The organism is Wielerella bovis (assembly GCF_022354465.1).
GTDB classification, from domain to species: domain Bacteria; phylum Pseudomonadota; class Gammaproteobacteria; order Burkholderiales; family Neisseriaceae; genus Wielerella; species Wielerella bovis.
On sequence record NZ_CP092361.1, the window covers coordinates 398,301 to 424,443 of the forward strand.

Genomic DNA, 26,143 nt, shown 5'->3' on the forward strand with positions numbered 1-26,143 from the left:
TAGGCAATCAAAGATTAAATAATCTCTACACCACAATCATTCAGGCTGCTTACTAACCAAAAAATCGGTAAACCAATCAAAGCGTGTGGGTCGGTACTGTCAATTCGGTGCAATAAAGCTGCGCCCAAGCCTTCACTTTTCGCTGCACCTGCGCAATAAATCGCGTCAGGCTCGCGTGCCAAATAACGCGCAATTTGCTCATCGGATAATTCACGCATTTGCACGATAGTAGTGTCTACATGGCTGTTCAGGCTGCCTGAAAGTGTGTTTAATACGCAACAAGCGCTATAAAATTCAATGCATTGCCCTGATAATTCGTGCAACATTATTGCTGCTTTTTCCTGTGACATGGGCTTGCCAAGTTGTTTGTCTCCACACCATGCCACTTGGTCTGCGCCAATAATCAAATGTTGTGGATAAATCTGCGCCAGCGACTGCGCCTTGCCAATAGCTAAACGCAAAGCGGTATCAGGTGCAGTTTCGTGGGGTAGAGGCGTTTCGTCAAACATGGGCTTGGCAGCAATAAAATCTACGCCCAAATTGCGTAATTGCTGCTGCCTGAAAACTGATGTGGACGCGAGAATAAGTGGTAAAGTCATGATGAAATCCTGTTTAAAATATTTAAAGTTGGGAATTTTTCAGGCAGTCTGAAAAAAGTTTATTTCTTGAATTTCCCGAAAAATATTGACTGAAAAGCCATAAAATTATATCATGCTCTGTTTATGTTAAACCGAATCTTGATTGACCCACAAGCGTTTGCTATTAAACAAGAAACACGCGACGGCAGCGTGTTGCTCAATCAGTTAGACAAGCGCACTTGGTCGCCAGACATTGCCGATACCGCCACTTATATTCACTACACTGTAACAGGTGGTGTGGATAGGTGGCAACGTCCATTTTTAGATTTATCCGTTTCAGGCAGCCTGAAATTGCATTGCCAACGTTGTATGAGCCTTGTGGATTTTCCTATGAACGAACAGGCACATATTGTGTTGTTTGACAATGAAGGCAAATTGGATGAAGCCATGTTTGCCGATGACGATTTGGAAGGCATGATTCTGACCGATGAGTTGGATATTTTAACTTTGGTGGAAGACCAATTATTAATGGCTTTGCCCATTTCGCCTAAACACGATGATTGTGGCAATGTTAGTTTAAATAAAGTGAATCAAGATAAACCCAATCCGTTTGGCGTATTGGCTGGTTTGAAAAAAGGTTAAACTTTTTAATTTTTATTATTTTTCAGGAGCTTGAAATGGCTGTTCAACAAAACAAAAAATCCCCTTCTCGTCGTGGTATGCACCGTTCACACGATGCTTTAACTGCGCCTGCGTTGTCTGTAGACAGCGCAACTGGTGAAGTTCATCGCCCACACCACATTTCTCCTAACGGTATGTACCGTGGTCGTAAAGTGATGAAAGCCAAAGGCGAGTAATTCTAACGATGGTAGGATTAGGAAGAAGCCAGTATGGATTATGCATTTGCACTAATCTACTGGCTTTTTTCGCATAGATGATTTTTTCAGGCTGCTATTTTGTACAATAGCACAAATAAAATTCAGGCTGCCTGAAAGTATAAAATTTAGCAACAAAGGATTAGGGACATGGTTCAAAAAGTTTGGTATACCTATGATGATATTCATAAAACCGTAAAAAATATTGCGGCAAAAGTGCAAAATTCTGGCGTGCAATACGATGCAATGATTGCTATTGGTGGTGGCGGTTTTATTCCAGCCCGTATGTTGCGTTGTTTCTTGGATATTCCGATTTATGCCGTAACGACTGCGTATTATTTAAACGAAACCGAAGGCAAAACAGCAGATAAAGTACAAAAAATCCAATGGCTTGACCCTATCCCAGAGACATTGATTGGTAAAAATATTTTGGTGGTGGACGAAGTGGACGACAGCCGTACCACGATGGAATTTGTGCTGAATGAATTGATTAAAGATGGATTTAACCAAATAGGGGTGGCAGTTATCCACAATAAATTAAAAGATAAAGTTGGCAAAATTCCCGAAGGCATCGCGTATTTTAGTGGCTTGGATATTCAAGATTGGTGGATTAACTATCCTTGGGATGCGGTAGATATTGATGCACATAATCGCCGTGCCGCATCTGGCGTACAAGAAGCATAACTCTTTTTTCAGGCTGCCTATAAACGACTATAACGTTTAAGGCGGCTTTATTATGTAATGATTTCAGGCTGCCTATTATAGTCATTTCAAATACAAATAGTACAGCGTTGCCAACGCCCTTATGTACTAGATGTACACGGTGGGCGTTGTCGCCTTGCCCTATTTTAATTTGAAACGACTATAGATTATCCCTAAATCACAAGGCAGCCTGAAATAAACTGTGTCATAATTTCACATTGAAATTATCATAAATAATAGGATAAGCGACATGATTACACTTTCAGTAGATGCTATGGGCGGCGACATCGGTTTAGACGTAACCGCACCAGCCGCCGCCGCATTCCTGAATAAACAAAGTAACGCACGTTTAATTATGGTGGGCGACAGCACCAAAATTCAGGCTGCCTTAACACAAGTCAACGCCCCATTAGACCGCATAGAAATTGTTCATGCCAGCGAAATTGTCGGCATGGACGAAGCACCGCAACACGCACTCAAAAACAAAAAAGATTCCTCCATGCGTATCGCCATTCAACAAGTCAAAGATGGCAAAGCGCAAGCTGCCGTATCCGCAGGGAATACAGGCGCACTCATGGCAACCGCGCGTTTCGTACTCAAAACCTTATCAGGCATAGAACGCCCCGCCATTGCCAAATTTATGCCAGCAGCCCAAGGGCATTGCACACTTATGCTGGATTTAGGCGCAAACGTAGATTGCACGCCCGAGCAAATCAACCAATTTGCCATTATGGGTAACGAGTTATATCGCGCACTCAAACCAGAATGCACCCAACCACGCATTGGCTTACTTAACATTGGTACAGAAGACATCAAAGGCACAGAAACGGTTAAACAAACTTTCCAACTGATGCAAACCATGCCATTCAATTTTATCGGCAACGTAGAAGCCAACCACATTTTCAGTAACGAAGTAGATGTTATTGTGGCAGACGGTTTTATTGGCAACATCGTCCTGAAAACCATAGAAGGCACCGTTAAATTTTCCAGCGGCATTATCCGCCACGAATTTAAACGCAACTGGTTAACCCGATTAAGCGCAATAGCCGCACTCCCAGTTATCAATGGCTTTAAGAAAGATTTAGACCCACGCCGTTACAACGGTGCTATTTTTCTAGGATTACGCGGCATAGTCATCAAATCACATGGCGGCACAGATGCCACAGGTTTTGCCTATGCGTTGGAAGAAGCTTATCACGAAGCACAAGCCGATAGTCTCACTAAAATAGAACAAGGCATCGCTACGCAAATTGCCACAGTTACCGCTGTTGCAAACGAAGAACAGGCAGCCTGAAACTTTTGTGAAACCCAAAACGGTAGGTTAGATTTTTGAATCCGACCTACTGTTTTGGGTTTCGCAAAGGTTGATATTAGGAATTTGAAAACTTGGCAGATTCGAGATTCAGAGTGGAGATATAGTCGCTTAAAATAAAAATAGGACAAGGCGACAACGCCCGCCGTGTACATCTAGTACATAAGGGCGTGGGCAACGCAGTAGTATTTTTAATTTTAAGCAACTATAGTTCCGTAGGTCGGGCATTTATGCCCGAATACAGTACACGACAAAAACTTTAGGTTTCCTGAAACTGGTTCCCTCTCCTGTCTGGCGAGGGAGGGAGTAGGTTAGTGGTATAGTGAAGCAAAATAAGAAAGATGCAAGGCGACCACATCCACCGTGTACAAAGCTATGGTAGAGCGAATGCTTGATATCCATTCAGTTACGAAATTGGTTGCAATAAACCCATTTTCAGGCTGCATTTTGCATAAAACAAGTTCAAAAGTGCAGCAAAAAAGCAACACATTAAAATTTGTTGTAAATGTGCAGCAAAGATGAAAATGAAAAAAAATAATAATAAACAAAATCTTAAATTGGAAAATAAAGTTGAAGTGCCTTTGTAAGGCAAAAATTTACACCTTTACAACATCAATGTGTTTGTCTTTTTTTCATAAAGTAGCTATATTAACGACTGCAAAAACTGCAGGGCTTAATATTTTTTAAGTTCGTCAGAAGTTCAGGCGATAATCAAGCTGTATTTTGATGTTTATACAGTATCGTCTCAATTTTTATTAATCTTGAAAGTAAACATAAGGAATACAGAAATGAAAAAAACTCTGATTGCTTTGGCTTTGACTGCTTTGCCAGTGGCTTCTATGGCAGACGTGGTTTTGTACGGTACAATCAAAGGTGGTGTGGAAACTACTTTTGCTAAAAAATCAGATGGCGTGAAAGATAAAGAAGACAAAACTGATACCCAAATCGTTGACTACAGCTCAAGAATTGGTTTCAAAGGTCATGAGCATTTGAACAATAACTTGACTGCTATTTGGCAGTTGGAACAAAAAGTGAATATTGGCGGTGGTGAAGCTGGTTTCAGCACTCGCGATTCATTTGTTGGTTTGAAAGGTTCTTTCGGTACTGTTAAAGCTGGTTACCAATCAACTCCATTGAAAGAGCTGAATGGCACTTTGGATATTTGGGAATACGATAGTGAAGTAGCTGGTTTGGCACATTTTACTCGCAGCAATGATGTAGTTAAACGTGCAACTGCAATCACTTATGAAACACCTGATTTCGGTGGTTTCACTGCAAAAGCATTTGTTTCTCCATCTGATAACAACCATCGTGCAGGTGCAAATGGTGACCGTGATAACGCCGTTTATGGTTTGGGTTTAAGCTACCGCAATGCTGGTTTCTTCGCAGATGTGGCTGGTGGTACAGCTAAAAATGGTGCAAACAATGGTGCACCGCAAAAATCTGACCCATATCAAGCTTTGGCACAAGCTGGTTTTGAAAATGAAAAATTCTTGGTTGGTGCAGCTTATCAACGTGCTGTTGCTGTAGATAAAGCTTATGACGTTGTTAACGAAGCTATCGTAACTGGTGCATACAATGTAGACAGCGCATTGCGTTTGAAAGCATCTGTTGCGTACGGTTGGGATATCAACGAGAAAGGTGGTCAAGCTAAAGCATGGGGTAATGGTAAATACTACCAAGGTATCGTAGGTGCTGACTACGCATTGTCTAAACGTACTGTTGTGAACGGTCAAGTTGGTTATTTTGAAGCTGGTAAAGGCGGCGATAAAGAAGCTGCTGGTGTAGCTGGTGTTGGCTTGTCTCACAAATTCTAATTTAAACCTTGTTTAGTTAGAATAACATAACGTTAAAACCCTTGTCATAGTAATATGGCAAGGGTTTTATTTTTTCAGGCTGCCTTTTGTATAAAAAGGCAGCCTGAAAACAGTATTTAACTATGTAAATCCTTTTTTATCATCTTGTAAACACAATTATCAATATTTATAATAATTATCAGTTATAGTGAATTCAATTTAAACCAGTACAGCGTTGCCAGCTCCCTTATGTACTATGTGTACACGGCGGTCGCTGTCGCCTTGTCCTGATTTAAATTGAATCCACTATATTAATTTTTTAGTGTTAGGGATGATGAAGATGAATGCGATTCAATTAGATGCCTTGCCTAAAGGAATGATAGCAACCATTACAGAAATTATTACCAATCCTCATTTTGGCGAACACGACGATAGCGTTTCACAACGCTTGGTGGCTTTGGGTTTTGGGCAGGGGCAAACTGTTGAAGTGGTTGCGCGTGGTATTTTGGGCACAGGACCTTATGCGGTGCGTCTGGGCAATCAATCTCAATTTTTTTTGCGCCACGCCGAAGCACGAAAAATTATGTGCATACCCATTCAGGCTGCCTGAAAAAGGAGGATGCTATGAAAACACAATATGCATTGGTTGGTGCACCTAACTGTGGCAAAACGGTATTATTCAATGGTTTGACGGGTGCAAATGCCAAAGTAGCGAACTATGTGGGCGTAACCGTTGATAAACGAACTGGACAATTAATTGGACATCATGATATTGAAATCGTGGATTTGCCAGGTATATACAGTTTGCGTGCTGCCAGCCATGATGAAGCGGTTACGCGCGATGTAGTGCTGGGCAAACTTGGTCGCCATCCAGATGCGCTGATTGCGGTTGCCGATGCCACCAATTTACGCATGACTTTGCGTTTGGTTTTGGAGTTGAAAACTCTCGGATTGCCGCTGCTTGTGTCGCTGAATATGGCAGATGTAGCGCAATCTCGTGGCTTGAAAATTGACGTGGATAAATTGGCAGAAAAATTGGGCGTACCTGTTTTGCTAACGGCAGCTGTGCGTCCCGATGATGTTCAAGCGATGCGCGATGCGATTGTGAAATTACCGCGCCATGATGAAAATGTCGTTACAGTTAATCAAACCGATTTGCTGGAACGAAAATTATCACATTTGGACACAGAAAAACTGTATGCCGAAGTGGACGAAATTCTTCAGGCTGCCTTAATACAAGCGATGCAATTACCCAGTTGGCATAAAAAATTGGACACGCTGGCATTGCATCCAATGGTAGGTTTGCCGATTTTATTGGTGATTTTGTTGCTGGTTTTTCAGGCTGTTTATGCGTGGGCAGAACCTGTGATGACATTGATTGAAGATGCATTTGCATGGTTGGGCGAATGGATAAGTACCGTGTTGCCCGAAGGCATTTTGGCAGATTTGTTGGTAAACGGCGTGATTGCAGGCGTGGGTGGCGTGCTGGTTTTTCTGCCGCAAATCACGATTTTATTCGCCTTTTTATTGTTGCTGGAAGATTCGGGTTATTTGCCCCGCGCCGCGTTTATGTTGGACAATTTGCTCGCCAAAACAGGGCTTTCTGGGCGGTCGTTTATTCCGCTGCTATCCAGTTTTGCTTGCGCCGTACCTGCTGTGATGGCAGCGCGAACCATCAATGACCCGCGTGAACGTTTGGTTACGATTGTGATTGCACCCATGCTCACTTGCTCGGCGCGGCTGCCTGTTTACGCGTTGATTATCGCAGCCATCATTCCCGAAAAAACCGTATTTGGCATATTTAATTTGCAAGGTTTAACCCTGTTTGTACTCTATTTTGCAGGCATTGTCTCCGCAGCAGCAGTCGCATTTATCATGAAATTGTGGGCAAAACGCGATGGCAATATTCAGCAATTTCCATTATTGATGGAGTTGCCAACCTACCGCATGCCGAATTTCCGCCATATTTTGCGTAGTTTGTGGGAGCGCGTATCCGCCTTTTTGAAACGCGCAGGGACGATTATTTTTGCATTGAGCGTGATTTTGTGGGCATTGACCACATTTCCTGCCGCTCCCGAAGGTGCGACTGGCGCAGCGATTGATTACAGTTTTGCAGGTATGCTGGGCAAATGGATTCAGCCGATTTTCGCGCCATTGGGTTTCACTTGGGAAATGTGTATTGCTATGATTCCAGGAATGGCAGCGCGAGAAGTGGTGGTTGCCGCATTGGGAACGGTGTATGCAGTCGGTGCAGACAGCGAAGAAGCGGTACAAAATGCCTTGATGCCAATAGTGGTACAAGATTGGGGCTTACCAACTGCGTTCGCTTTTTTAGCGTGGTATGTGTATGCGCCGATGTGTTTGGCAACATTGGCAACCATTCGCCGTGAAGTCAATTCGCTCAAAAAAACGTGGTTGATTACCATCTATCTATTTGTTTTGGCGTATTTCTTTGCATTTTTGACTTATCATATGACGAAAGGTTTGATGTAATGGGCATTCAAGAGATGATAGTGGTGGCAATCGTGGCGATGTCCGTTGGATTTGTTGTGCGCCACTATGTATGGAAACCGAAATCGGCGAAAAAATCCTGCGAAAGTGGATGCGGGAAATGCGGTGGATGCGGTTGATTTGCAAATGTTTCAGGCTGCCTATTTTTAAAATAGGCAGCCTGAAAATATAGTGGATTCAATATAACAATCAATATTTTGTTTTCATTTAGAAAATTTAATCTCAAAACACATTATTTATGCTTCACAATCAATTCAAAAATGCCGTCTTCTAATACATTGGAAGCCAGTAACTCATGTCCTGTATGTCGACAAAATGCGGCAAAATCATCGGGTGCACCTGCATCGGTTGCCAATACTGTTAAAATTGCACCACTTTCCATTGTTGCTAACATTTTTTTAGCGCGTAGCATAGGCATAGGGCATTTTAAGCCTTTTACATCTAATATCATCAGATTTATTCCTTTAGTTTGATAACAAAAAACCAGATTTCTGTTAAAATAAGTAGATAGCATAAGCCTTGATTTCTATCAAAGGTTTTTTATTATTTCGCGATAAAATTCATATTTTATGTATTTGTTTTACAAATAACCACAAGAAAGACACTACCATGAGTTTTGAGTACACCACAAAGATTTTAAAAGAAATACCAGGTTTATATGGTGCGATTGTGGTAAATTTTGAATCCAAAGAATTGTTGATTAAACCTGTAGGTAATTTGTTGCCGATGAATGACATCGTAGAATCAACTTGCGATACTGTTCGTTATCAAAAACAAACGATTATGGATTTGGATTGCCACGATATTGTGGAGAATATGATTTCGCTGACTGCTAATCATACAATTATTCACTATTTGGTTCCACATTTTGATAATGTATTGATTTTTATTGTGGTACGCCGTAATTCGCCGCTGCCGATTGTTTTGCGTAGTTTGGAGCAAGCTGGCGATGCGATGCGTGGATTTTAATCATTTATTGTAATGAATAAGGCAGCCTGAAAATTTGTGTTTTCAGGCTGCTTTTATCTATTGATTGTTGGTTTTTCAGGCTGCATAAACAAGGATTAAACAATGATAGCGTTAATTCAACGAGTGAAACAGGCAAAAGTAGAAGTGTCAGGTGAAACAGTCGGGCAAATTCAAGGTGGTTTGTTGGTTTTGCTGGGTGTGGAGCAGGGTGATAATCGTGCTGTTGCGGATAAATTATTGGATAAGGTTTTGGCGTATCGTGTATTTTCCGATGAAGCGGGCAAAATGAATTGGAATGTGCAACAAGCGAATGGTGCATTGTTGGTGGTATCGCAATTTACTTTGGCGGCGGATACGAACAAGGGTTTGCGCCCCAGTTTTTCGGGCGCAGGAAAACCTGATGAAGCACGAGATTTATATGTGTATTTCTGCGAACAATCAGCGCTGCGGATTCATACGGAACGCGGTGTATTTGGTGCGGATATGCAAGTCTCGCTGACCAATGATGGGCCTGTAACGTTTTGGTTGCAAATTTCGCCAACATAAGTATCATTTAAAGGCAGCCTGAAAGTAATTTTCAGGCTGCCTGAATAGGTCTTGTAAAGATTTTGGGCTGCTTTTTTATACACAAGTTTATATAATAAATTTCTTGTCAAATGAAATAGGCAGCCTGAAAATATGAATGGATTGGATATTTTATAGTCGCTTAAAATAAAAATAGGACAAGGCGACCACGCCCGCCGTGTACATCTAGTACATAAGGGCGTGGGCAACGCAGTGGTATTTTTAATTTTAAGCGACTATATATCTGATATTTTTTATTTCAATATTTTATTGCTTATTCAACAAGGCAATATCTGCGATTAATTTAATGTAAAAAATGTTAAAATAGAATAAAACAACAAGGGATTAGGGTTATTTATTAAATTTTATTCATAAGGATGGTTCATCATGACATTTACGCATAAGAAATTGGCGGTATTTTGTGTTGCTGCCGCATTAAGTACTGTTACCAGTGTTCAGGCAGCCCCTGTTTTGGGTGATGGTAATATTAATACGCCTGAAACGGTTTCTTTGCAAACCACTAATTCATGGTTGGAGATTGATGCTGCTGCATTTGGTCGCAATTTAGCTGCGGTAAAACAGATGTTGGGTGGCAAACAAAAGATTTGTGCTGTATTAAAGGCGGATGCTTATGGACATGGTGTGGAAACACTCATGCCTGAAATTATCAAACATCAAATTCCATGCGTGGGCATTACAAGTAATGAAGAAGCGCGTGTGGTGCGTGCTAGTGGTTATACAGGTGTGATTGCGCGTTTGCGTACCACGACTTTGGGCGAAATCCAAAATGGTTTCCAATACAATATTGAGGAATTATTCGGTAATTTTGAAGCGGCTAAACAAGCATCAGAAGCTGCGAGTAAAGCAGGGGTAACTTTGAAATATCACATGTCATTGAACTCGGGTGGCATGGGTAGAAATGGTTTAGCATTGGATACTCATGTGGGTAAAGCTGATGCGCTTGCTATAACTAAATTACCCAATTTGCAAATCGTTGGCATTATGACGCACTATGCTGTTGAAGATGAGGAAGATGTACGTAAAGGTTTGGCACAATTTGATAGGGAAAGTAAATGGTTGATTCGCAATGCTAAACTTGACCGCAGCAAACTGACTTTGCATACTGCCAACTCCTTTACTACCGTTGCTGTGCCAGAAGCGCGTTATGATATGGTGCGTCCAGGTGGTTTACTTTATGGAGAGCCTGCTGCTGGTAAACAATTGGAAGTTGTGATGGCATTTAAGTCGCGTGTAGCGAGTGTGAATTTGTATCCAAAAGGTGCAACCATTGGCTATGACCGCACATTTACGCTGAAACGTGATTCACGCGTGGCAAACTTACCACTTGGTTATTCTGACGGTTATCGCCGTGCCTTTACCAACAAAGGTCATGTATTGATTAATGGTCATCGTGTGCCAGTAGTGGGTAAAGTTTCCATGAATACCACTATGGTGGATGTAACCGATTTCCCTGATATTAAAGAGGGCGATGAAGTGGTACTTTTTGGTAAACAGGGTAATGAGGAAATTACACAAGCTGAGATTGAAGAAATTACCGATGTGTTGTTTGCCGATGTGTACACGGTATGGGGTAATTCTAATCCGAAAATTTTGAAACCATAATATAGTGAATTCAATTTAAACCAGTACAGCGTTGCCAGTTCCCTTATGTACTAGGTGTACACGGCGGTCGCTGTCGCCTTGTCCTGATTTAAATTGAATCCACTATACATTGGATTAAAATAAGGCAGCCTGAAAATTATTTTTCAGGCTGCCTTATTACAAAAAAAACTAAAAAGCAGCCTGAAACCCGCTTTCAGACTGCTTTTCTTTCCCCTATTTCTTCATTTTGAAGACTTTGTTTTAAATTAATATATTATTTTTTATTTTGTAAATGGAGGCGTACCTTCTTCATTGCCCAAAATCACATCAATTTGTACCAATGCGCCTTTTGGCAATGCGCCTACACCTACTACACGGCGAGCAGGTGCGCCAGTTGGGAAGAATTTTTTGTATACTTCTTCCATGGCTTCCATATCGCCAATGTTTTTCAGATACACGTTTACTTTAACAGTATCTTCTAATTTATGACCAATGCTTTCAGCAATGGCTTTAACGTGTTGTAAGCATTGTTCAGTTTGCTCTTTCACGCCACCTGCTACCAATTCTCCAGTTTTTACATCAATTGGTAATTGAGCAGAGAAGTGGTTGTAGTGAGAGAATGCAACGGTTTGAGTAGAATATTTGCATTTTGGCGCTTTATCCGTATTATTTGGCTCAATAATCAAGCCATGACGGTCTTCTACTAATTGTGGAGGTGTACCATCGCCGTGAGACACAACGGCTTCAACTTGAACCAATGCGCCCAACAACAATGCTTTAGCAGGAATAATGGTACGAGCAGGCACATAACCCAAAGTGCGTGCGATGCCAGAATCTGGGAAGAATGTGGTGTATACTTCGTTTACAGCTTCAACATCAGCTAAATCTTTCAAGAAGATATTGATTTTAACGATGTCATCAAATGGTACATCAATGCTTTCCAAAATTGCTTTTACGTTTTTCAAACATTGAGCAGTTTGTGCTTTAATGCCACCTTCAACCAAGCGACCAGTTTTAGGGTCAATACCCAATTGAGCAGTTAAGTTGTTGTAGTGAGAGAATGATACGGTTTGAGTTGACAAAGCATCAATCGGCGCATTGCAAGTATTGTTGGTCAATTTAACCAAGTCGCCAGCTTGTGGTGCATTAGGAATAGTGCCTTCGCCGTTAGACAACAAAGCATCAATTTGTACACTTGCGCCCAATGGCAATGCATCAACGCACACAACAGTACGAGTAGGTAGATAAGTTGGGAAGTATGATTTGTACACTTCGTCCACCAAATCCACATCTTTGATATTGGTTACAAAAATGCTGACACGAATCACATCAGTCATGATGTGGTCAATACTTTCTACAACTGCTTTCAAGTTTTCAAAGCATTGTTTTGCTTGTGCTTTAACGCAGCCTGAAACCAATTTACCAGTTGCAGGGTCAATCGGCAGTTGAGCAGCAAAGTTGTTGTAGTGTGAAAACGCTACGGTTTGAGAGTACGCACCCAAGTTTTTTGGGGCTTTATCGGTGTTGCGTGGTAATACTGCATTGTAGGCACTCATTATAACTTCTCCAAATTCAGTTAAACAAAATGTCTCATCTCACCACTGTTCAACCAGAACACTCAACCCACTTTCCTCCAAACCTGTTCGAGTTGATTGTGATGACATGAATGGTTCACATCACAATTTGCCATTGCAAATATAGGCTGCATTATCAGAGATAAAATGCCATTTTTCTATCAAAATAATCCATAAGTGCTATTAAATTTATGCGAAACATTAATTAAAATCAAGGTTTTATAAATTAAAAATGAAAAATTAATTAAAAAATACTTATTTGAAAATATGTTTCAGGCTGCCTTTTGTAGATGGTTTATCCGTATCCATCTCCAAAAGTCATCAAATCAAAGACTATATGAAATATTCATCATCACAAATATCTCACTATATAATGCATATTCTTCCAAATATATAGGCAGCCTGAAACATGCTACCCATCATTTATCGCGCATTATGGCAAATTGCGCCGCCGCTCATTCAATATTATCTGCGTAAACGCGCACGCAAAAATCCCGCCTATCTGCAACATTGGGACGAACGTTTTGGCGCAGCGTATCCCAATCCCGTGCAACGTCCGATTTGGATTCACGCCGTATCGGTTGGCGAAACACGCGCTGCTCAACCGCTGATTGCTGCGCTACAACGCCATTTTCCCGATGCGCCGCTACTCATCACGCAAATGACGCCGACAGGACGCGCCACCGCGCAAAATCTCTATCCCAACGCACAATGTCGCTATTTGCCGTATGACCGCGCCGATTGGGTGGCGCAATTTATGCGCGAACATCAGCCGATTTTTGGCGTGATTATGGAAACCGAAATTTGGGCGAATTTGTTTCAGGCTGCCCATCGCGCCAATATACCTTTATTTTTGGCAAATGCGCGTTTATCGGAACAATCTTTACGCGGCTATCGCAAAGTGCGTAACCTGATTTCGCCTGCACTCGCCACACTTTCAGGCTGCCTTGCGCAAACTGTGGACGATGCCGAACGTTTGTCGCAACTGGGCGCGGCGAATGTGCAAGTATGCGGAAACAGCAAATACGACATCACGCCGCCAGATGCTGCATCTATTTTGGCAGATGCGTTTCGCCAAAAAATTGGCAATCGGCGCGTGTTTCTCGCTGCCAGTTTACGCGAAAAAGACGGCGTGGATGAAGCGGATTTGATTGTGCAAGCGTGGCAACAAATTGGCAAAACCGATGCCTTGTTGATTTTGGTACCGCGCCACCCCGAGCGTTTTCAGGCTGCCTTTGATGCAGCGAAAAAATTGGGTTTTTCGGTGCAAAAACGCAGCGAAAACAATCAAGTGCAGCCTGAAACGCAAATCTGGATTGGCGACAGTATGGGCGAAATGTTTGCTTATTATTTGGCGGCGGATATGGCGTTTGTGGGTGGCAGTTTGGTGGACACGGGTTGCCAAAATATTATTGAGCCTTTGTCTTGTGGCAAACCTGTGTTGTTTGGGCAATCGGTTTACAATTTTCAGGCTGCCTGCACAGGAGCGTTATCGGCACAAGCGGCGGTGCAAGTGCGAGATGCGACAGAATTGGTGCAAACAGTGGCACGGTGGTTGGCAAATCCCAGAGAATATGCAGATTTTGCGATGAATGCGGCGGATTTTGTGGTACAACATCGTGGTGCAAGTGAACGCATGGCGGATTTTGTAGCGCAATGTGTGTGGCAAAAGGCAGCCTGAAAATGAAATTATTAAAAATCAAATTATTATTCATCATATTATTGTTAAACACCCCTACTTATGCAGAAAAATTGTGTGCGTATTTGGCAAACGGCAAACGCGTTACTGATAAAATTTTGACTGATGATAAATTGGGTATTCGTACGCCAATTCAGTATAAAAATCAACAAGGTAAAGTGATTATTCCGCTTTCGGCAGGTTTTCAAACATTTGGTTTGGCTTATCAAGGCAGTGATGCAGCGTGTTCGCCCAAATGCTTTCGCCAACACGCATGGTTGTACAATGGAAAAGACTATGATTTTGTTGATAATAAAGGAAAAGTTTGGTATCAAATTTACTGGTTTGATATGGGTGCGGATTATCCCAAAGAAGGTTTGTTCCGCATTAAACAAAACGGCTTAATCGGTTATGCCAGCGAAAAAAACAAGAAAATCGTGATACCTGCACGTTTTCAGGCAGCTTTTCCTTTTGAAAATGGTCGCGCCAAAGTGGCTTATCGCGCTAAATCAAAATGTGATGGTGAAGGGCATTGTTGGTCGGTACCTGACCCAAGCGCTACCGATTTGGAAAATAGGTATTTTTATATCAACAAAAAAGGCGAATTTTTAGCTTGGGTTTATCCCAATAACTGATTTTCAGGCAGCCTGAAACCTAAATTTTCCATCGAATCCAAATTATTTCAATAGGTTATAAAATCAGGAGAAATCCCATGAAAGGCATTATTTTAGCAGGCGGAAGCGGTACACGCCTTTATCCGATTACACGCGGCGTGTCCAAACAGCTTTTACCCGTGTACGATAAACCCATGATTTATTATCCACTTTCCGTGCTGATGTTGGCGGGCATACGCGATATTCTGGTGATTACCACGCCCGAAGACAATGCTGCTTTTGCGCGTTTGCTTGGCAATGGAGTGGATTTTGGCGTGAACATTCAATACGCCGTCCAACCCAGTCCAGACGGTTTGGCGCAAGCGTTTTTGATTGGCGAAGATTTTATTGGCGATGACAATGTCTGCTTGGTTTTGGGCGACAATATTTTTTACGGTCAATCGTTTACGCAAACTTTACAGGCGGCCGCCAGCCGTGAACATGGCGCAACCGTGTTCGCCTACCAAGTCAAAGACCCTGAACGTTTTGGCGTGGTGGAATTTGACAGTGAAAACAAAGTTTTATCCATTGAAGAAAAACCGCAAAATCCCAAATCCAATTATGCGGTAACGGGCTTGTATTTTTACGATAATCGCGTGGTGGAATTTGCCAAGCAAGTGAAACCGTCCGCGCGTGGCGAATTGGAAATTACCACATTGAATCAAATGTATCTGCAAGACGGCAGCCTGAACGTGCAATTATTGGGACGCGGTTTTGCGTGGCTGGACACGGGGACACACGACAGTTTGCATGAAGCCGCATCTTTTGTGAAAACCATTGAACACGTTCAAAATTTGCAAGTGGCGTGTTTGGAAGAAATCGCGTGGCGCAAAGGTTGGCTCACGTCCGAGCAAATCCGAGAAATCGCCAAACCGATGGCGAAAAATGAATATGGGCAATATTTGCTGCGTTTGATTAATGAATAATTGAATTTTCAGGCAGCCTGAAAACTGTTTCAGGCTGCCTATTTTATTTTTCAGGCTGCATTACAAGGTTGTTTGCAAGGCCTTATCAATATCCGCATAAATATCATCAATATCTTCAATGCCAACCGAAAAACGCAGCAAGCCCAATTTAATGCCTAGCTCAATTTTCAAATCATGTGGCATACCGCTGTGTGATTGCGAATAACAGTGATTAACCAAACTTTCCACACCACCCAAGCTGGATGCCAAATAAATCATATCCATGTTTTGAATCACGCTATTGACCGCTTCAATCGTGTCATTTTTCAGGCACACGGTAACCACACCGCCAAAACCGCGCATTTGACGTTTTGCCAATTCGTGATGTTCATGGCTCGGCAAACCTGGGTAATACACTTTGGCGATGGCTGGGTGTTTTTCCAAACGCTCTGCCAAAATCTGTGCATTTTTCTGATGTTGTTCCATGCGTACTGCTAGTGTTTTGATACCACGCAACACCAGCCAACAATCCATTGGGCCTGCAATCGCGCCCGTTGCAGGCAGCATCATTTGCATCGGTTTGGCAAATTCTTCGCCATTAACGGCTACCAAGCCAAGTAATACGTCCGAGTGTCCGCACAAATATTTGGTGGCAGAATGGAATACGATGTCGCAACCCATATCAATCGGATTTTGCAGATATGGTGTGGCAAATGTGTTATCAATGCCAACAATCGCGCCGTGTGCTTTGGCTTTTTTGGCTAATAATTCAATGTCCACCAAACGCAAAAGTGGATTAGACGGTGTTTCCAACCACAACATTTTGACTTGGTGTTCTGCTAAGATTTTGTCCAAATTTTCAGGCTGCGTTAAATCAGCAAAAATTACGTTTACGCCCCATTGTGCGTAAATTTGCAGCAAATCATGGCAGCCACCGTATAAATCGGATACGGCAACAATGGTGTCGTTTGGGCGCAAGAATGTGCGGAAAATGCAATCAATCCCTGCAATGCCGCTGCCAAAAGCAAAGCCGTGTGTACCATGTTCTAATTCAGCAATGGTATCTTCCAAAATTTTGCGTGTTGGGTTGGATAAACGAGAATATTTGAATGGCACATTTTCGTTGATTTCGTGCATGGCAAACATGCTGTTTTGATACAAAGGTGGCATGATGGCACGTTTGTGGTCTTCGTTGTTATAAGCGGCGTGGATAACATCAGTTGCAAATTTCATTTTTATTTTTCCTTTATAAAAAATAGTTGAAAAATACATTTCAGGCAGCCTGAAACATACCGCAATAAAAAAATCAAACACCGTGATTGTATGCCAAAAAAGAGTTGAAGTGATATACTTTGCACCCCTTTATGCAGTCGCATTGTTTTATATCAAAAAATAAGGAAAACACACGCATGAACGCCATCGCCGATGTGCAAAGTAGCAAAGATTTACGCAATATTCCCATTAACCAAGTGGGCATTAAAGATTTACGTTTCCCTATTATGGTACGCAGTCGCACAGGCGAACAAGCCACTGTTGCGCGTTTGACCATGACGGTTTTTTTGCCTGCCGACCAAAAAGGTACGCATATGTCGCGTTTTGTGGCGTTGATGGAAGAAACGCAAAGGGTGTTTGATTTTGACCATTTGCGTGATTTAACCCATGAAATGCTCGCCAGATTGGATTCGCATGCGGGTAAAATTAGCGTGTCGTTTCCTTTTTTCCGCCAAAAATCTGCCCCGATTTCGGGCATTAAATCGTTGTTGGATTATGATGTTACATTGATGGGCGAAGTTTTTGCTGATGGATACTACCAAGGCAGCCTGAAAGTGTTGGTGCCTGTTACCAGTTTGTGCCCATGTTCCAAAGAAATTTCGCAATATGGCGCACACAATCAGCGTTCACACGTTACGGTTACGCTGCAATGCAATGCAGAAGTGAGCGTAGAAGAAATATTGGATTGGGTGGAGGAACAAGCATCGTGTCAGCTTTATGGTTTGCTCAAACGTCCTGATGAAAAATACGTTACCGAAAAAGCGTATGAAAATCCGAAATTTGTGGAAGATATGGTGCGTGATGTGGCAGCAGTTTTGCGTGAAGATGCACGGATTGATGCATTTACAGTGGAAAGTGAAAACTTTGAATCCATTCACAATCATTCGGCTTATGCGATGATTCAGTATCCGTAAACAAAAAACCTTGTAGATAAATGTTATTTACAAGGTTTTTTGTTTATAGAAGAAAAGCCGATGCATTACTTAAATACATCGGCAACTGAAAATAAAGGGAATTAAGGAAAATCTAAAATGAAAAAACAGTATCGCAATCACAGCAGAGCCTTTTCAGGCTGCCTAAAACTGCACCATATATACTACACAAATTAACTATTTTTAGCAAATAAAACAGCTGATTTATATTATTCCGTTGTAATATTGCCACGCTAATATAAATCAGCTGGAATTAGGTGCGAGAACCCACCTTATTGTCATTAGTTTCTATATTTCTAAATTATTTCTTGAGTTAAACGATCTTGAGTTTCATCGGCTTGCTCTTGTTTTTTGAATGGGCCTACACGTATCACATAACCTTCACTTCGTTTCACAAGCATGGCGCGTTGTTCCGCTTTTGCTTTGGTTAAATGTTCACTAGTTTGTTGCAAGAATTCTTTTGCATCAGACTCATTTTCAAACGCACGAATGCTAACATAGATGCTACCTGTATTCGCAGCAGGTTTGGCAACAACAGGGGTAGCAGTTACTGATTTGCTGCGAGTTGCAACCGCAGGGGTAATAGTTGCAGATTTACTATGAGTGGCAACTGCATGATTTAAACTATCACCAGCTTTCAATACCTCGATTTTTACATTGGTATAGCCTTGATTGATGAAGCCTAGTTGTGCAGCTGCACCTTTGGATAAGTCCAAAACACGATTACCATGGAAAGGACCACGGTCATTGATACGAACAACCACTTTTTTACCATTGGATAAATTGGTTACACGCACATAACTAGGAATAGGGAGTGTTTTGTGTGCTGCCGTCATGGCATACATATCAAACACTTCGCCACTAGATGTGCGTCTTCCATGAAAACCAGGTCCATACCATGAGGCATAGCCTGTTTGGCTAAAATTTTTTGCACTGGTTTGTGGGTAGTAGCGTTGTCCTGCGACTTTGTAGCTTAAATTAGCACTCGGGTGCAATTTTTCAGCAGGTACCACATTGGCTTTATTGGCATGACCAACTGTTCGGGTGGTTTTGGCGGGAGCTGCGTGTACTTGTGTTGCTGCAAAAAGAGCAAACACGCTCACAAAAAGCGTACGTTGAATTTTAGTCAAAATATATTCCAATTCTTGAGTTAATGATGTTTTTTGTTTTCAGGCTGCCTATTTGATTAGGGGCAGCCTGAAAACTATGCGCCACCTGCATAACCCAACTGCCGCCATGCTTCAAACACAGTAATCGCTACCGTATTAGATAAATTCATACTGCGATTATTAGGCATCATGGGAAAACGGATTTTTTGATTTTCGGGCAGCGTTTGCAAGATTTCTACGGGTAAACCGCGTGTTTCTGGACCAAATAAAAATACATCGCCAGCCTGAAATTGCACCGTATCTGGGCGCGTATTGCCTTTGGTGGTTAGCGCAAAAATGCGCCGCCCCACCAATGCCGCCATGCAATCGTCAAAATTTTCATGCACGTTGAGTGCGGCAAATTCATGATAATCCAAGCCTGCGCGTTTCATTTTGCTGCTGTCTAACGGGAAACCGAGTGGTTTAATCAAATGCAGCTCGCAACCTGTGTTGGCGCATAGGCGGATAATGTTGCCCGTATTGGGCGGAATTTCGGGTTGATACAAAACAACGGCAAACATTTTTATGTCCTAATATGATAAAAGTTCTTATATAACAAATATCTTGCCATTGCAAAGCAGATAATATGCCTCACATGGCAGATTGTCGTCAAATAAATTTTCACTAATTACGCATTACTACACACGCATAAATCTCAGATGCGCCTGAATTTAGTAGGGTTTGTGCTAATTCGGCGATTGTTGCGCCTGTGGTCATAACATCATCAATTATCAGAAGTTTACAATTTTTAACATCGCCATTAACTTGAAAAACATTTTGAATGTTTGTAGCACGTTCTGCTGCTTTCAGGCTGCTTTGTGGTGGTTTATGCTGTCTAAAAACAGTATTATTGGGTAATAATGGTAATTTGTAGTGCTGTGTAATTATGTGCGCTAAATCATCACATTGGTTGAAACCGCGCATTAATCGGCGTTCGCGGCTGATGGGCATGGCTAATATGGCATCGCAATGTTTTTCAGGCTGCCATGGCGGTGGATTTTCACGCAATATTGTGGCAAAAATGCTGGTGAATTCACTGCGCTGGGTGTGTTTCCATTCGTGTAACAAGTTGGGCAGAGGGGCGTGATATTGAGCGCAAGCCCATAATTTTTGATAGGGTGGTGGCGAGAGTTGGCATTTTCCGCATATAGCTCTATTCATGCTGAATTGGGCGCATTGTGGGCAAACATGCTCGGTACGTTGATATAAACGGCGAATATCGTTCAGGCAGCCTTCGCAAATATTTGAGGCAGCCTGAAAATGACACAATAAGCATGTTTTGTGGTGGAGAATTGGCATGATGGTGTTTTGTTTGATAGAGAAAATGAGTTTCAGGCTGCATTTTATTTTTTGTTATTAATCTTTAAAGGCAGCCTGAAAACAGTTTACAGTAAAAACATGGTCGCTAATCCCAAGAAAATTAAAAATCCGCCAGAATCGGTAACCGCGGTAATTAAAACGGAACTACCTAGCGCAGGGTCGCGCCCTAATTTGTCCATGGTTACGGGAATCATCACGCCCAATACCGCAGCCAGTAATAAATTTAGTGTCATGGCGGCGACCATAACCAAGCCGATGCCTAAATTGCCATACAATAGCCACGATATGATGCCCATTACGCTACCCCAAATCAAACCATTTACCAATGCTACGCCCACTTCTTTTTTCAGTAGGCGCATGGCTTGTTTGGTGGAAATTTGTGCATTTGCCATGGCACGGACAATCATGGTAATGGTTTGATTGCCCGAATTGCCACCAATGCCTGCTACAATCGGCATCAGTGCTGCCAGTGCAACAATCTGTGCAATAGATGATTCAAATACGCCAATGACGCGACTAGCAACAAACGCGGTAACTAAGTTTACGGCTAGCCAAACCCAACGGTTTTTCACCGAATCCCACACGGGTGCGAACAAATCTTCTTCTTCACTCAAACCTGCCATGTTCAAAATGTCGGTTTCGGATTCTTCGCGAATCACGTCCTCCATTTCGTCCACCGTTAAACGCGCAATCAGTTTTTTGTTTTCATCTACAACGGGTGCGGTTACCAAATCGTAACGTTCAAACGCGGCGGCAGCCTCTTCCACATTTTCTTCGGGACGAAATTTCACCACATCGGTGGACATAATATTTTCCACCAATTCTTCGGGGTCGCTGACCAATAATTTGCGAATTGGTAATATGCCTTGCAAAATATCGTTGTCGTCCACCACGAAGATTTTGTCGGTGTGGTCGGGCAAACTGTCAAAACGGCGCAAATAACGCATCACTACTTCGCACGATACATCGGCACGAATGCTGACAATTTCAAAATTCATAATCGCTCCGACTTGATTGTCTTCGTATGATAAGGCAGCCTGAATTTGGGCGCGTTCTTCTTCATCGCGCTCTTGCAAGACTTCGGCGACAACGTGCGTGGGCAAATCTTCCACCAAATCCGCCAAATCGTCCGCTTCCATGTCTTCCACAGCGGCGACCAGCTCGTCTTTGTTCATCGCTTCAATCAGGCTTTCGCGCACCGCATCGGATACTTCCAGCAAGACTTCGCCGTCTTCTTCGGGTGCAGCCAGTTTCCACACCAAAACACGTTCTTTGGGCGGCAAACTTTCCAATACTGCCGCCACGTCCGCAGGGTGCAATTCGTGCAAAATGCCAATCAGCATTTGCAAGTGGGTATTGATATGCAAGTCGGCGTGGGTATTGTTTTCGGTAATTTCCGCATAGACAGGCAATAAATGCGCGGCTAATTTGTGAATATGCTCAATGTCTGAATTGAGGCGTTCAGAATCGTGATTGGTTTCTTGATGTTCCATAATAGCTCCATCTGCCTGTTACGGCGATGGCGCAATCAGGCAGAGTTAGATGATTTTGGGATACGCAAATAAACGACTACTGGGGTACTCGTCCATAATGTTTTGTATGAAATGTGAGTTGAAAACGGCGCGTATTGTACACGTTTTCAGGCTGCCTATCATGGAAAAAAGGCAGCCTGAAAAGATATTTTTTCAGGCTGCCTATATAATATAGTGGATTCAATTTAAATCAGGACAAGGCGACAGCGACCGCCGTGTACACATAGTACATAAGGGAGCTGGCAACGCTGTACTGGTTTAAATTGAATCCACTATATTTTATTAACCAATCGTTTCACGAATAATCGTTTTCACACGATTCGCATCATTTTCCACCACTTGTACACGCTGCGGCAAATCTTCCAAACCCGCCAATTTTTCAGGGCGTGGCACAGAAATCTTGCCGACCGCTTCATTAATCGTGTTTTCAAATTTCGCTGCTAATGCCGTTTCCAAACACACGATGGTTTCATTGGGTAAACGCACCGCGCGCGCCACTTTGATACCGTCTGCTGTGTGTGGGTCAATCAATTCGCCATCGGTTTCATACACTTCTTTAATCGTTGCCAAACGGTCGGCGTGGGTAGATTTATCCGCTACAAAACCATATTTTTTGTGGATTTCGTTTAATTTGTGACTCAAATCAAAACCTGTGCCATCGGCAACTTGCATCCACAATGCTTGGATTTGATTGGCATCGCGTCCCATCACATCAAAAATAAATCGTTCAAAATTAGACGCTTTGCTAATATCCATAGACGGGCTGGACGTTACATAAGTGTGTGCAGCATTGCGTGGCAAATATTCGCCCGTTTTGAAAAATTGCTCCAAAACATTGTTTTCATTGGTAGCAACGATTAAGCGCTCAATCGGCAAGCCCATTTGTTTGGCGATGTGTCCCGCGCACACATTGCCAAAATTGCCGCTAGGTACGCAGAAACTCACGCGCTCGCTATTATTTTGTGTGGCACGAAAATAACCTGCAAAATAATAAACCACTTGCGCGACAATGCGTCCCCAGTTGATGCTATTTACCGTGCTGATATGGTATTGGCGTTTAAAATCCGCATCATTTTGAATGGCTTTCACAATGTCTTGGCAATCGTCAAACATACCTTTCACGGCGATATTGTGGATATTGGCATCTTGCAAACTGTACATTTGCGCGCGCTGGAATGCGGACATTTTGCCATCGGGCGACAGCATAAACACGTTCACGCCTTTTTTGCCACGCAAAGCATATTCAGCAGCAGAACCTGTATCGCCACTGGTCGCGCCTAAAATATTCAACTGTTTGTTTTCTTTGGCTAATACATATTCAAACATATTGCCCAAAAATTGCATCGCCATGTCTTTGAACGCCAGCGTTGGACCATTGGAAAGTGCTTGAATTTTGATGCCATCTTTTAAAGTGCGTACAGGCGTGATTTCTTTTGTGCCGAAAATGTCTTCGGTATAAGTGCGTTCTACGATGTCGTGCAAATCTTCGGCAGGAATGTCGGTAGCAAATAGGCTGATGATTTCAAATGCTAAATTTTTATAACTCAAATTGCGCCAATTTGCCAACATGGTTTCGCTGACGGAGGGATATTGTTCAGGCAGCATTAAGCCGCCATCGGGTGCCAGACCCATAAGCAAAACTTGGCTAAATGGTTTAGGTTCAGTTTGACCGCGTGTGCTGATGTATTTCATGATTTAGGCTTTCTGGAAAATGTTTTGAAAATAATTAATAAAATTATGTTGATATAACTGATTACAATAGCTAAATGCAGCCTGAAAAATATCTTGAAATATGAAATATGATTTTTCAGGCTGCCTATCTTTGCAAAAAGGCAGCCTGAAAACCAATCATATTAGGATTGTTTAACGACCAACAGTCAATTTTTGCCACAAACGTGTTTGCAATTTCAAGATTTCAGGCGTTTTGGGCAACACGACAAAACTATTTGCCATCACTTCTGGATTAGGGAAGATAGACGCATCTGCCGCCAAATTTTTGTCCATCAATTCACGCGCAGGCAAACTTGCTGGCGCATAGGTTACAAAATTACCATTTTGCGCTGCCACTTTTGGTTCCAAAGTATGATTGATGTATTTATGCGCGTTTGCCACATTATTGGCATCTTTGGGAATCATAAACGAATCAATCCACACGCCTACGCCCGTTTTGGGTGTCAGCACGTCAATATTCACGCCATTATTCGCTTCTTGGGCACGGCGTTTGGCAATATTCAAATCGCCGCCATAACCAATGGATACACACAAATTACCTTGCGCCAAATCATTGATATAACCCGATGAAGTAAAACGCTTCACATCATGCGCCACTTTTTTCATCGCTTCCGCTGCGGCTTCGAAATCCGCAGGATTGCTGCTGTTCGGGTCTTTGCCAATGTATTTCAATACCAAAGGAAATTGTTCCGTTGGACTATTGAAAAAGCTGATGCCGCACGCTTTCAATTTTGCCGTATATTCAGGATTAAACACCAAATCCCATTCATTTTCAGGCAGCGTATCTGTACCCAATGCTTTGGATACTTGGTCTTTATTAATCGCCAGCGTATTAATGCCCCAGAAATAAGGTACAGCATATTTATTACCAGCATCTACCTGCGCCATCAATTTTAATAATTCAGGGTCGATGTGGTTGTAATTCGGGATTTGGCTTTTATCAATTTCTTGATACGCGCCCGCTTGAATTTGGCGTGGCACATTAGACAAAGATGGCGCAACCAAATCAAAACCTGTTTTACCTGTCAAAACTTTGGCTTCCAGCGTTTCATTGCTGTCGTAAAAAGCTTGTGTCACATTGATTTTATTGTCCTTACCAAACGCTTCAACGGTGGCAGGGTCAACATAATCTGACCAAACATATAAATTTAATGTATCAGTTGCGGCATTGGATTTTGGTGCGGATTCGGACGCAGCAACCTGTGCACCGCTTGCAGAGGCTGATTTTGCTTGATTGTCCGAACCGCCGCACGCACCCAAAAATAAGGCAGCTAATGCGGTAACCAACAGTGTCTTGTTCATGTGCAATTCCTAAAATAGCTTATTAAAAATAAAAAGAAATTTGTTGCCGTTGGGACAATCCAAACACGGTGGTTACTCGTTGTGCGGCAACGAATGGGATTAAACGAAAAAATACGTTTTGATGCAAGTAAAAATTGAAATTTTTTGTCATTTTTTGTCAAGATATAGTCGTTTAAAATAAACACAGTCAAAGCAATATGAAGATAGTCGTGTATAAATCACAATATATTTAGGTGCTGATAATGCGGTCATGGCTTTCAGGCTGCCTATCTATCCAAGTAAATTATCAAGAACTATAATTTGCACTATTATTAATTTGGCAGGGTAGATAGGCAGCCTGAAAAATACTGCATTATCAAAACAAAATTTAACAAAAAATGAATAAGTTATATAAAAATACATTTTTTTTATTTCGGAGCGCTTGAATTTCAGGCTGCCCACCTTAATCTAGCAAACATTACAGCAATGATGCTGTTTTTGATTTTACGTTGTTTCTTTTTTTCCATTCCCTTTTTTGGAGTACATATTATGAAAATCCGTCCTTTACACGACCGTGTGGTAGTAGAACGCTTGGAAGCAGAAGAAAAAACTTCATCTGGCATCATTTTGCCAGGTACAGTGGCTGAAAAACCTGATATGGGTAAAGTGGTTGCTGTGGGTGAAGGCAAACGTGGTCGTGATGGCGAACGCCGTGCATTAGACGTTAAAGTAGGCGACACCATTTTGTTCGGTACTTATAGCGGTCAAACTGTGAAAGTTGATGGTCAAGAATTCTTGGTAATGCGCGAAGAAGACATCTTGGGCATCGTAGAATAATTTTAGGCAGCCTGAAAATTAAAACAAGGAAAAATAATGACCGCTTATGTTGTTTTTGTTCGAGATGAAATGAAAGACCAAGCAGCTTATGACCAATATCTGCAATTAGGCGTACCAACGCTTGCACCATTTGGTGGCAAAATCTTGGTTGCCAATGGCGTACATGAAGCTTTTGAAGGTGCAGATTTTGATGGTTCAGTTGTATTGCGCTTTCCCGATATGGCTTCTGCTCGTGCATGGTACAACAGTCCTGAATATGCGAAAGTTAAATCCATGCGTTTGGACGCAACAGTGGGTCGTGCAATCTTGTTAGAAGGTGTAGCTTAAACTTATTGATGCAGTCTGAAAATATGTTTCAGGCTGCATAATGT

The 26,143-nt window shown here is 42.2% G+C and carries 28 protein-coding genes; 17 read left to right on the forward strand and 11 right to left on the reverse strand.

Annotation, left to right across the window (positions count from 1 at the left end; translation table 11 throughout):
* Nucleotides 1-14: 14 nt before the first annotated feature.
* A complete protein-coding gene (locus MIS45_RS02000; protein WP_249450840.1) occupies nucleotides 15-599 on the reverse strand; it encodes a Maf family protein in 585 nt (194 codons plus the stop codon).
* 123 nt (nucleotides 600-722) lie between these two features.
* Here MIS45_RS02000 and MIS45_RS02005 point away from each other — a divergent pair, with 123 nt between their 5' ends.
* From MIS45_RS02005 to MIS45_RS02040, 8 genes are all read left to right on the forward strand, one after another.
* Nucleotides 723-1,220: a YceD family protein gene (locus tag MIS45_RS02005; RefSeq protein WP_249450841.1), complete on the forward strand. Its 498-nt coding sequence runs from the start codon at nucleotides 723-725 to the stop codon at nucleotides 1,218-1,220.
* A 35-nt stretch (nucleotides 1,221-1,255) separates the two neighbouring features.
* Complete coding sequence (rpmF, locus tag MIS45_RS02010; RefSeq protein ID WP_003783071.1) at nucleotides 1,256-1,435, forward strand: 50S ribosomal protein L32; 180 nt, start codon at nucleotides 1,256-1,258, stop codon at nucleotides 1,433-1,435.
* Nucleotides 1,436-1,603: 168 nt separating this feature from the next.
* Nucleotides 1,604-2,137, forward strand: coding sequence for a phosphoribosyltransferase (locus MIS45_RS02015; protein WP_249442976.1), 534 nt, complete (start codon nucleotides 1,604-1,606; stop codon nucleotides 2,135-2,137).
* Between the two features lie 268 nt (nucleotides 2,138-2,405).
* Nucleotides 2,406-3,449 carry a phosphate acyltransferase PlsX gene (gene plsX, locus MIS45_RS02020; RefSeq protein WP_249450842.1) on the forward strand — a complete coding sequence of 348 codons (1,044 nt, stop codon included), beginning with the start codon at nucleotides 2,406-2,408 and terminating at the stop codon, nucleotides 3,447-3,449.
* Between the two features lie 806 nt (nucleotides 3,450-4,255).
* Entirely contained in the window at nucleotides 4,256-5,284 is a 1,029-nt protein-coding gene (locus tag MIS45_RS02025; RefSeq protein WP_249450843.1) for a porin, read from the forward strand.
* 319 nt (nucleotides 5,285-5,603) lie between these two features.
* Nucleotides 5,604-5,873 (forward strand): FeoA family protein, encoded by a 270-nt coding sequence (locus MIS45_RS02030; protein ID WP_249444414.1) that lies wholly within the window; start codon nucleotides 5,604-5,606, stop codon nucleotides 5,871-5,873.
* A 14-nt stretch (nucleotides 5,874-5,887) separates the two neighbouring features.
* Nucleotides 5,888-7,756 carry a ferrous iron transport protein B gene (gene feoB, locus MIS45_RS02035; protein ID WP_249450844.1) on the forward strand — a complete coding sequence of 623 codons (1,869 nt, stop codon included), beginning with the start codon at nucleotides 5,888-5,890 and terminating at the stop codon, nucleotides 7,754-7,756.
* 38 nt (nucleotides 7,757-7,794) lie between these two features.
* Nucleotides 7,795-7,893: a FeoB-associated Cys-rich membrane protein gene (locus MIS45_RS02040; RefSeq protein WP_249443759.1), complete on the forward strand. Its 99-nt coding sequence runs from the start codon at nucleotides 7,795-7,797 to the stop codon at nucleotides 7,891-7,893.
* Nucleotides 7,894-8,006: 113 nt separating this feature from the next.
* Here MIS45_RS02040 and MIS45_RS02045 read toward each other — a convergent pair whose 3' ends face one another.
* A complete protein-coding gene (locus tag MIS45_RS02045; protein WP_249442981.1) occupies nucleotides 8,007-8,225 on the reverse strand; it encodes a sulfurtransferase TusA family protein in 219 nt (72 codons plus the stop codon).
* A 158-nt stretch (nucleotides 8,226-8,383) separates the two neighbouring features.
* Between MIS45_RS02045 and MIS45_RS02050 the strand changes: the two genes are divergently transcribed.
* The 3 genes from MIS45_RS02050 (at nucleotide 8,384) to alr (ending at nucleotide 10,930) form a co-directional block, all read left to right on the forward strand.
* The gene (locus MIS45_RS02050) at nucleotides 8,384-8,743 is read left to right on the forward strand and encodes a hypothetical protein (protein WP_249442982.1); all 360 of its coding nucleotides are present in this window, start codon (nucleotides 8,384-8,386) and stop codon (nucleotides 8,741-8,743) included.
* A 102-nt stretch (nucleotides 8,744-8,845) separates the two neighbouring features.
* Nucleotides 8,846-9,289: a D-aminoacyl-tRNA deacylase gene (dtd, locus tag MIS45_RS02055; protein ID WP_249450845.1), complete on the forward strand. Its 444-nt coding sequence runs from the start codon at nucleotides 8,846-8,848 to the stop codon at nucleotides 9,287-9,289.
* A gap of 405 nt (nucleotides 9,290-9,694) precedes the next feature.
* Nucleotides 9,695-10,930: an alanine racemase gene (gene alr / locus MIS45_RS02060; protein ID WP_249450846.1), complete on the forward strand. Its 1,236-nt coding sequence runs from the start codon at nucleotides 9,695-9,697 to the stop codon at nucleotides 10,928-10,930.
* 260 nt (nucleotides 10,931-11,190) lie between these two features.
* Here the strand turns inward: alr and MIS45_RS02065 are convergent, their stop codons facing one another.
* Entirely contained in the window at nucleotides 11,191-12,465 is a 1,275-nt protein-coding gene (locus MIS45_RS02065) for a RidA family protein (RefSeq protein ID WP_249450847.1), read from the reverse strand.
* A gap of 427 nt (nucleotides 12,466-12,892) precedes the next feature.
* Between MIS45_RS02065 and waaA the strand changes: the two genes are divergently transcribed.
* The 3 genes from waaA (at nucleotide 12,893) to rfbA (ending at nucleotide 15,740) form a co-directional block, all read left to right on the forward strand.
* Nucleotides 12,893-14,164 carry a lipid IV(A) 3-deoxy-D-manno-octulosonic acid transferase gene (gene waaA / locus MIS45_RS02070; protein ID WP_249450848.1) on the forward strand — a complete coding sequence of 424 codons (1,272 nt, stop codon included), beginning with the start codon at nucleotides 12,893-12,895 and terminating at the stop codon, nucleotides 14,162-14,164.
* A gap of 2 nt (nucleotides 14,165-14,166) precedes the next feature.
* On the forward strand, nucleotides 14,167-14,796 hold the full coding sequence (locus MIS45_RS02075; protein WP_249450849.1) for a WG repeat-containing protein: 630 nt from the start codon (nucleotides 14,167-14,169) through the stop codon (nucleotides 14,794-14,796).
* A gap of 77 nt (nucleotides 14,797-14,873) precedes the next feature.
* Nucleotides 14,874-15,740 carry a glucose-1-phosphate thymidylyltransferase RfbA gene (gene rfbA / locus MIS45_RS02080; protein WP_249450850.1) on the forward strand — a complete coding sequence of 289 codons (867 nt, stop codon included), beginning with the start codon at nucleotides 14,874-14,876 and terminating at the stop codon, nucleotides 15,738-15,740.
* A gap of 60 nt (nucleotides 15,741-15,800) precedes the next feature.
* On the opposite strand, the gene MIS45_RS02085 is transcribed toward rfbA, so the two are convergent.
* Nucleotides 15,801-16,952: a trans-sulfuration enzyme family protein gene (locus tag MIS45_RS02085; RefSeq protein ID WP_249447141.1), complete on the reverse strand. Its 1,152-nt coding sequence runs from the start codon at nucleotides 16,950-16,952 to the stop codon at nucleotides 15,801-15,803.
* A gap of 176 nt (nucleotides 16,953-17,128) precedes the next feature.
* Here MIS45_RS02085 and folE2 point away from each other — a divergent pair, with 176 nt between their 5' ends.
* Nucleotides 17,129-17,905: a GTP cyclohydrolase FolE2 gene (folE2, locus tag MIS45_RS02090; RefSeq protein WP_430472084.1), complete on the forward strand. Its 777-nt coding sequence runs from the start codon at nucleotides 17,129-17,131 to the stop codon at nucleotides 17,903-17,905.
* Nucleotides 17,906-18,219: 314 nt separating this feature from the next.
* On the opposite strand, the gene MIS45_RS02095 is transcribed toward folE2, so the two are convergent.
* From MIS45_RS02095 to MIS45_RS02125, 7 genes are all read right to left on the reverse strand, one after another.
* Nucleotides 18,220-19,053, reverse strand: coding sequence for a septal ring lytic transglycosylase RlpA family protein (locus MIS45_RS02095; protein WP_283397319.1), 834 nt, complete (start codon nucleotides 19,051-19,053; stop codon nucleotides 18,220-18,222).
* Nucleotides 19,054-19,127: 74 nt separating this feature from the next.
* Nucleotides 19,128-19,592, reverse strand: coding sequence for a tRNA (uridine(34)/cytosine(34)/5-carboxymethylaminomethyluridine(34)-2'-O)-methyltransferase TrmL (gene trmL / locus MIS45_RS02100; protein ID WP_249450851.1), 465 nt, complete (start codon nucleotides 19,590-19,592; stop codon nucleotides 19,128-19,130).
* A gap of 103 nt (nucleotides 19,593-19,695) precedes the next feature.
* Nucleotides 19,696-20,370, reverse strand: a complete 675-nt coding sequence (locus tag MIS45_RS02105) for a ComF family protein (RefSeq protein ID WP_249450852.1) — start codon at nucleotides 20,368-20,370, stop codon at nucleotides 19,696-19,698.
* An 86-nt stretch (nucleotides 20,371-20,456) separates the two neighbouring features.
* On the reverse strand, nucleotides 20,457-21,884 hold the full coding sequence (gene mgtE, locus MIS45_RS02110) for a magnesium transporter (protein ID WP_249450853.1): 1,428 nt from the start codon (nucleotides 21,882-21,884) through the stop codon (nucleotides 20,457-20,459).
* 76 nt (nucleotides 21,885-21,960) lie between these two features.
* Nucleotides 21,961-22,107 carry a hypothetical protein gene (locus MIS45_RS02115; protein WP_249450854.1) on the reverse strand — a complete coding sequence of 49 codons (147 nt, stop codon included), beginning with the start codon at nucleotides 22,105-22,107 and terminating at the stop codon, nucleotides 21,961-21,963.
* A 98-nt stretch (nucleotides 22,108-22,205) separates the two neighbouring features.
* Nucleotides 22,206-23,615, reverse strand: coding sequence for a threonine synthase (gene thrC / locus MIS45_RS02120; RefSeq protein ID WP_249450855.1), 1,410 nt, complete (start codon nucleotides 23,613-23,615; stop codon nucleotides 22,206-22,208).
* 171 nt (nucleotides 23,616-23,786) lie between these two features.
* The gene (locus tag MIS45_RS02125) at nucleotides 23,787-24,956 is read right to left on the reverse strand and encodes a polyamine ABC transporter substrate-binding protein (protein WP_249450856.1); all 1,170 of its coding nucleotides are present in this window, start codon (nucleotides 24,954-24,956) and stop codon (nucleotides 23,787-23,789) included.
* Between the two features lie 528 nt (nucleotides 24,957-25,484).
* On the opposite strand from MIS45_RS02125, the gene MIS45_RS02130 reads away from it, so the two are divergent.
* Both MIS45_RS02130 and MIS45_RS02135 read left to right on the forward strand, forming a co-directional pair.
* Nucleotides 25,485-25,772, forward strand: a complete 288-nt coding sequence (locus tag MIS45_RS02130) for a co-chaperone GroES (RefSeq protein ID WP_249443005.1) — start codon at nucleotides 25,485-25,487, stop codon at nucleotides 25,770-25,772.
* 36 nt (nucleotides 25,773-25,808) lie between these two features.
* Complete coding sequence (locus tag MIS45_RS02135) at nucleotides 25,809-26,099, forward strand: DUF1330 domain-containing protein (protein ID WP_249450857.1); 291 nt, start codon at nucleotides 25,809-25,811, stop codon at nucleotides 26,097-26,099.
* The last annotated feature ends 44 nt before the right edge of the window (nucleotides 26,100-26,143 follow it).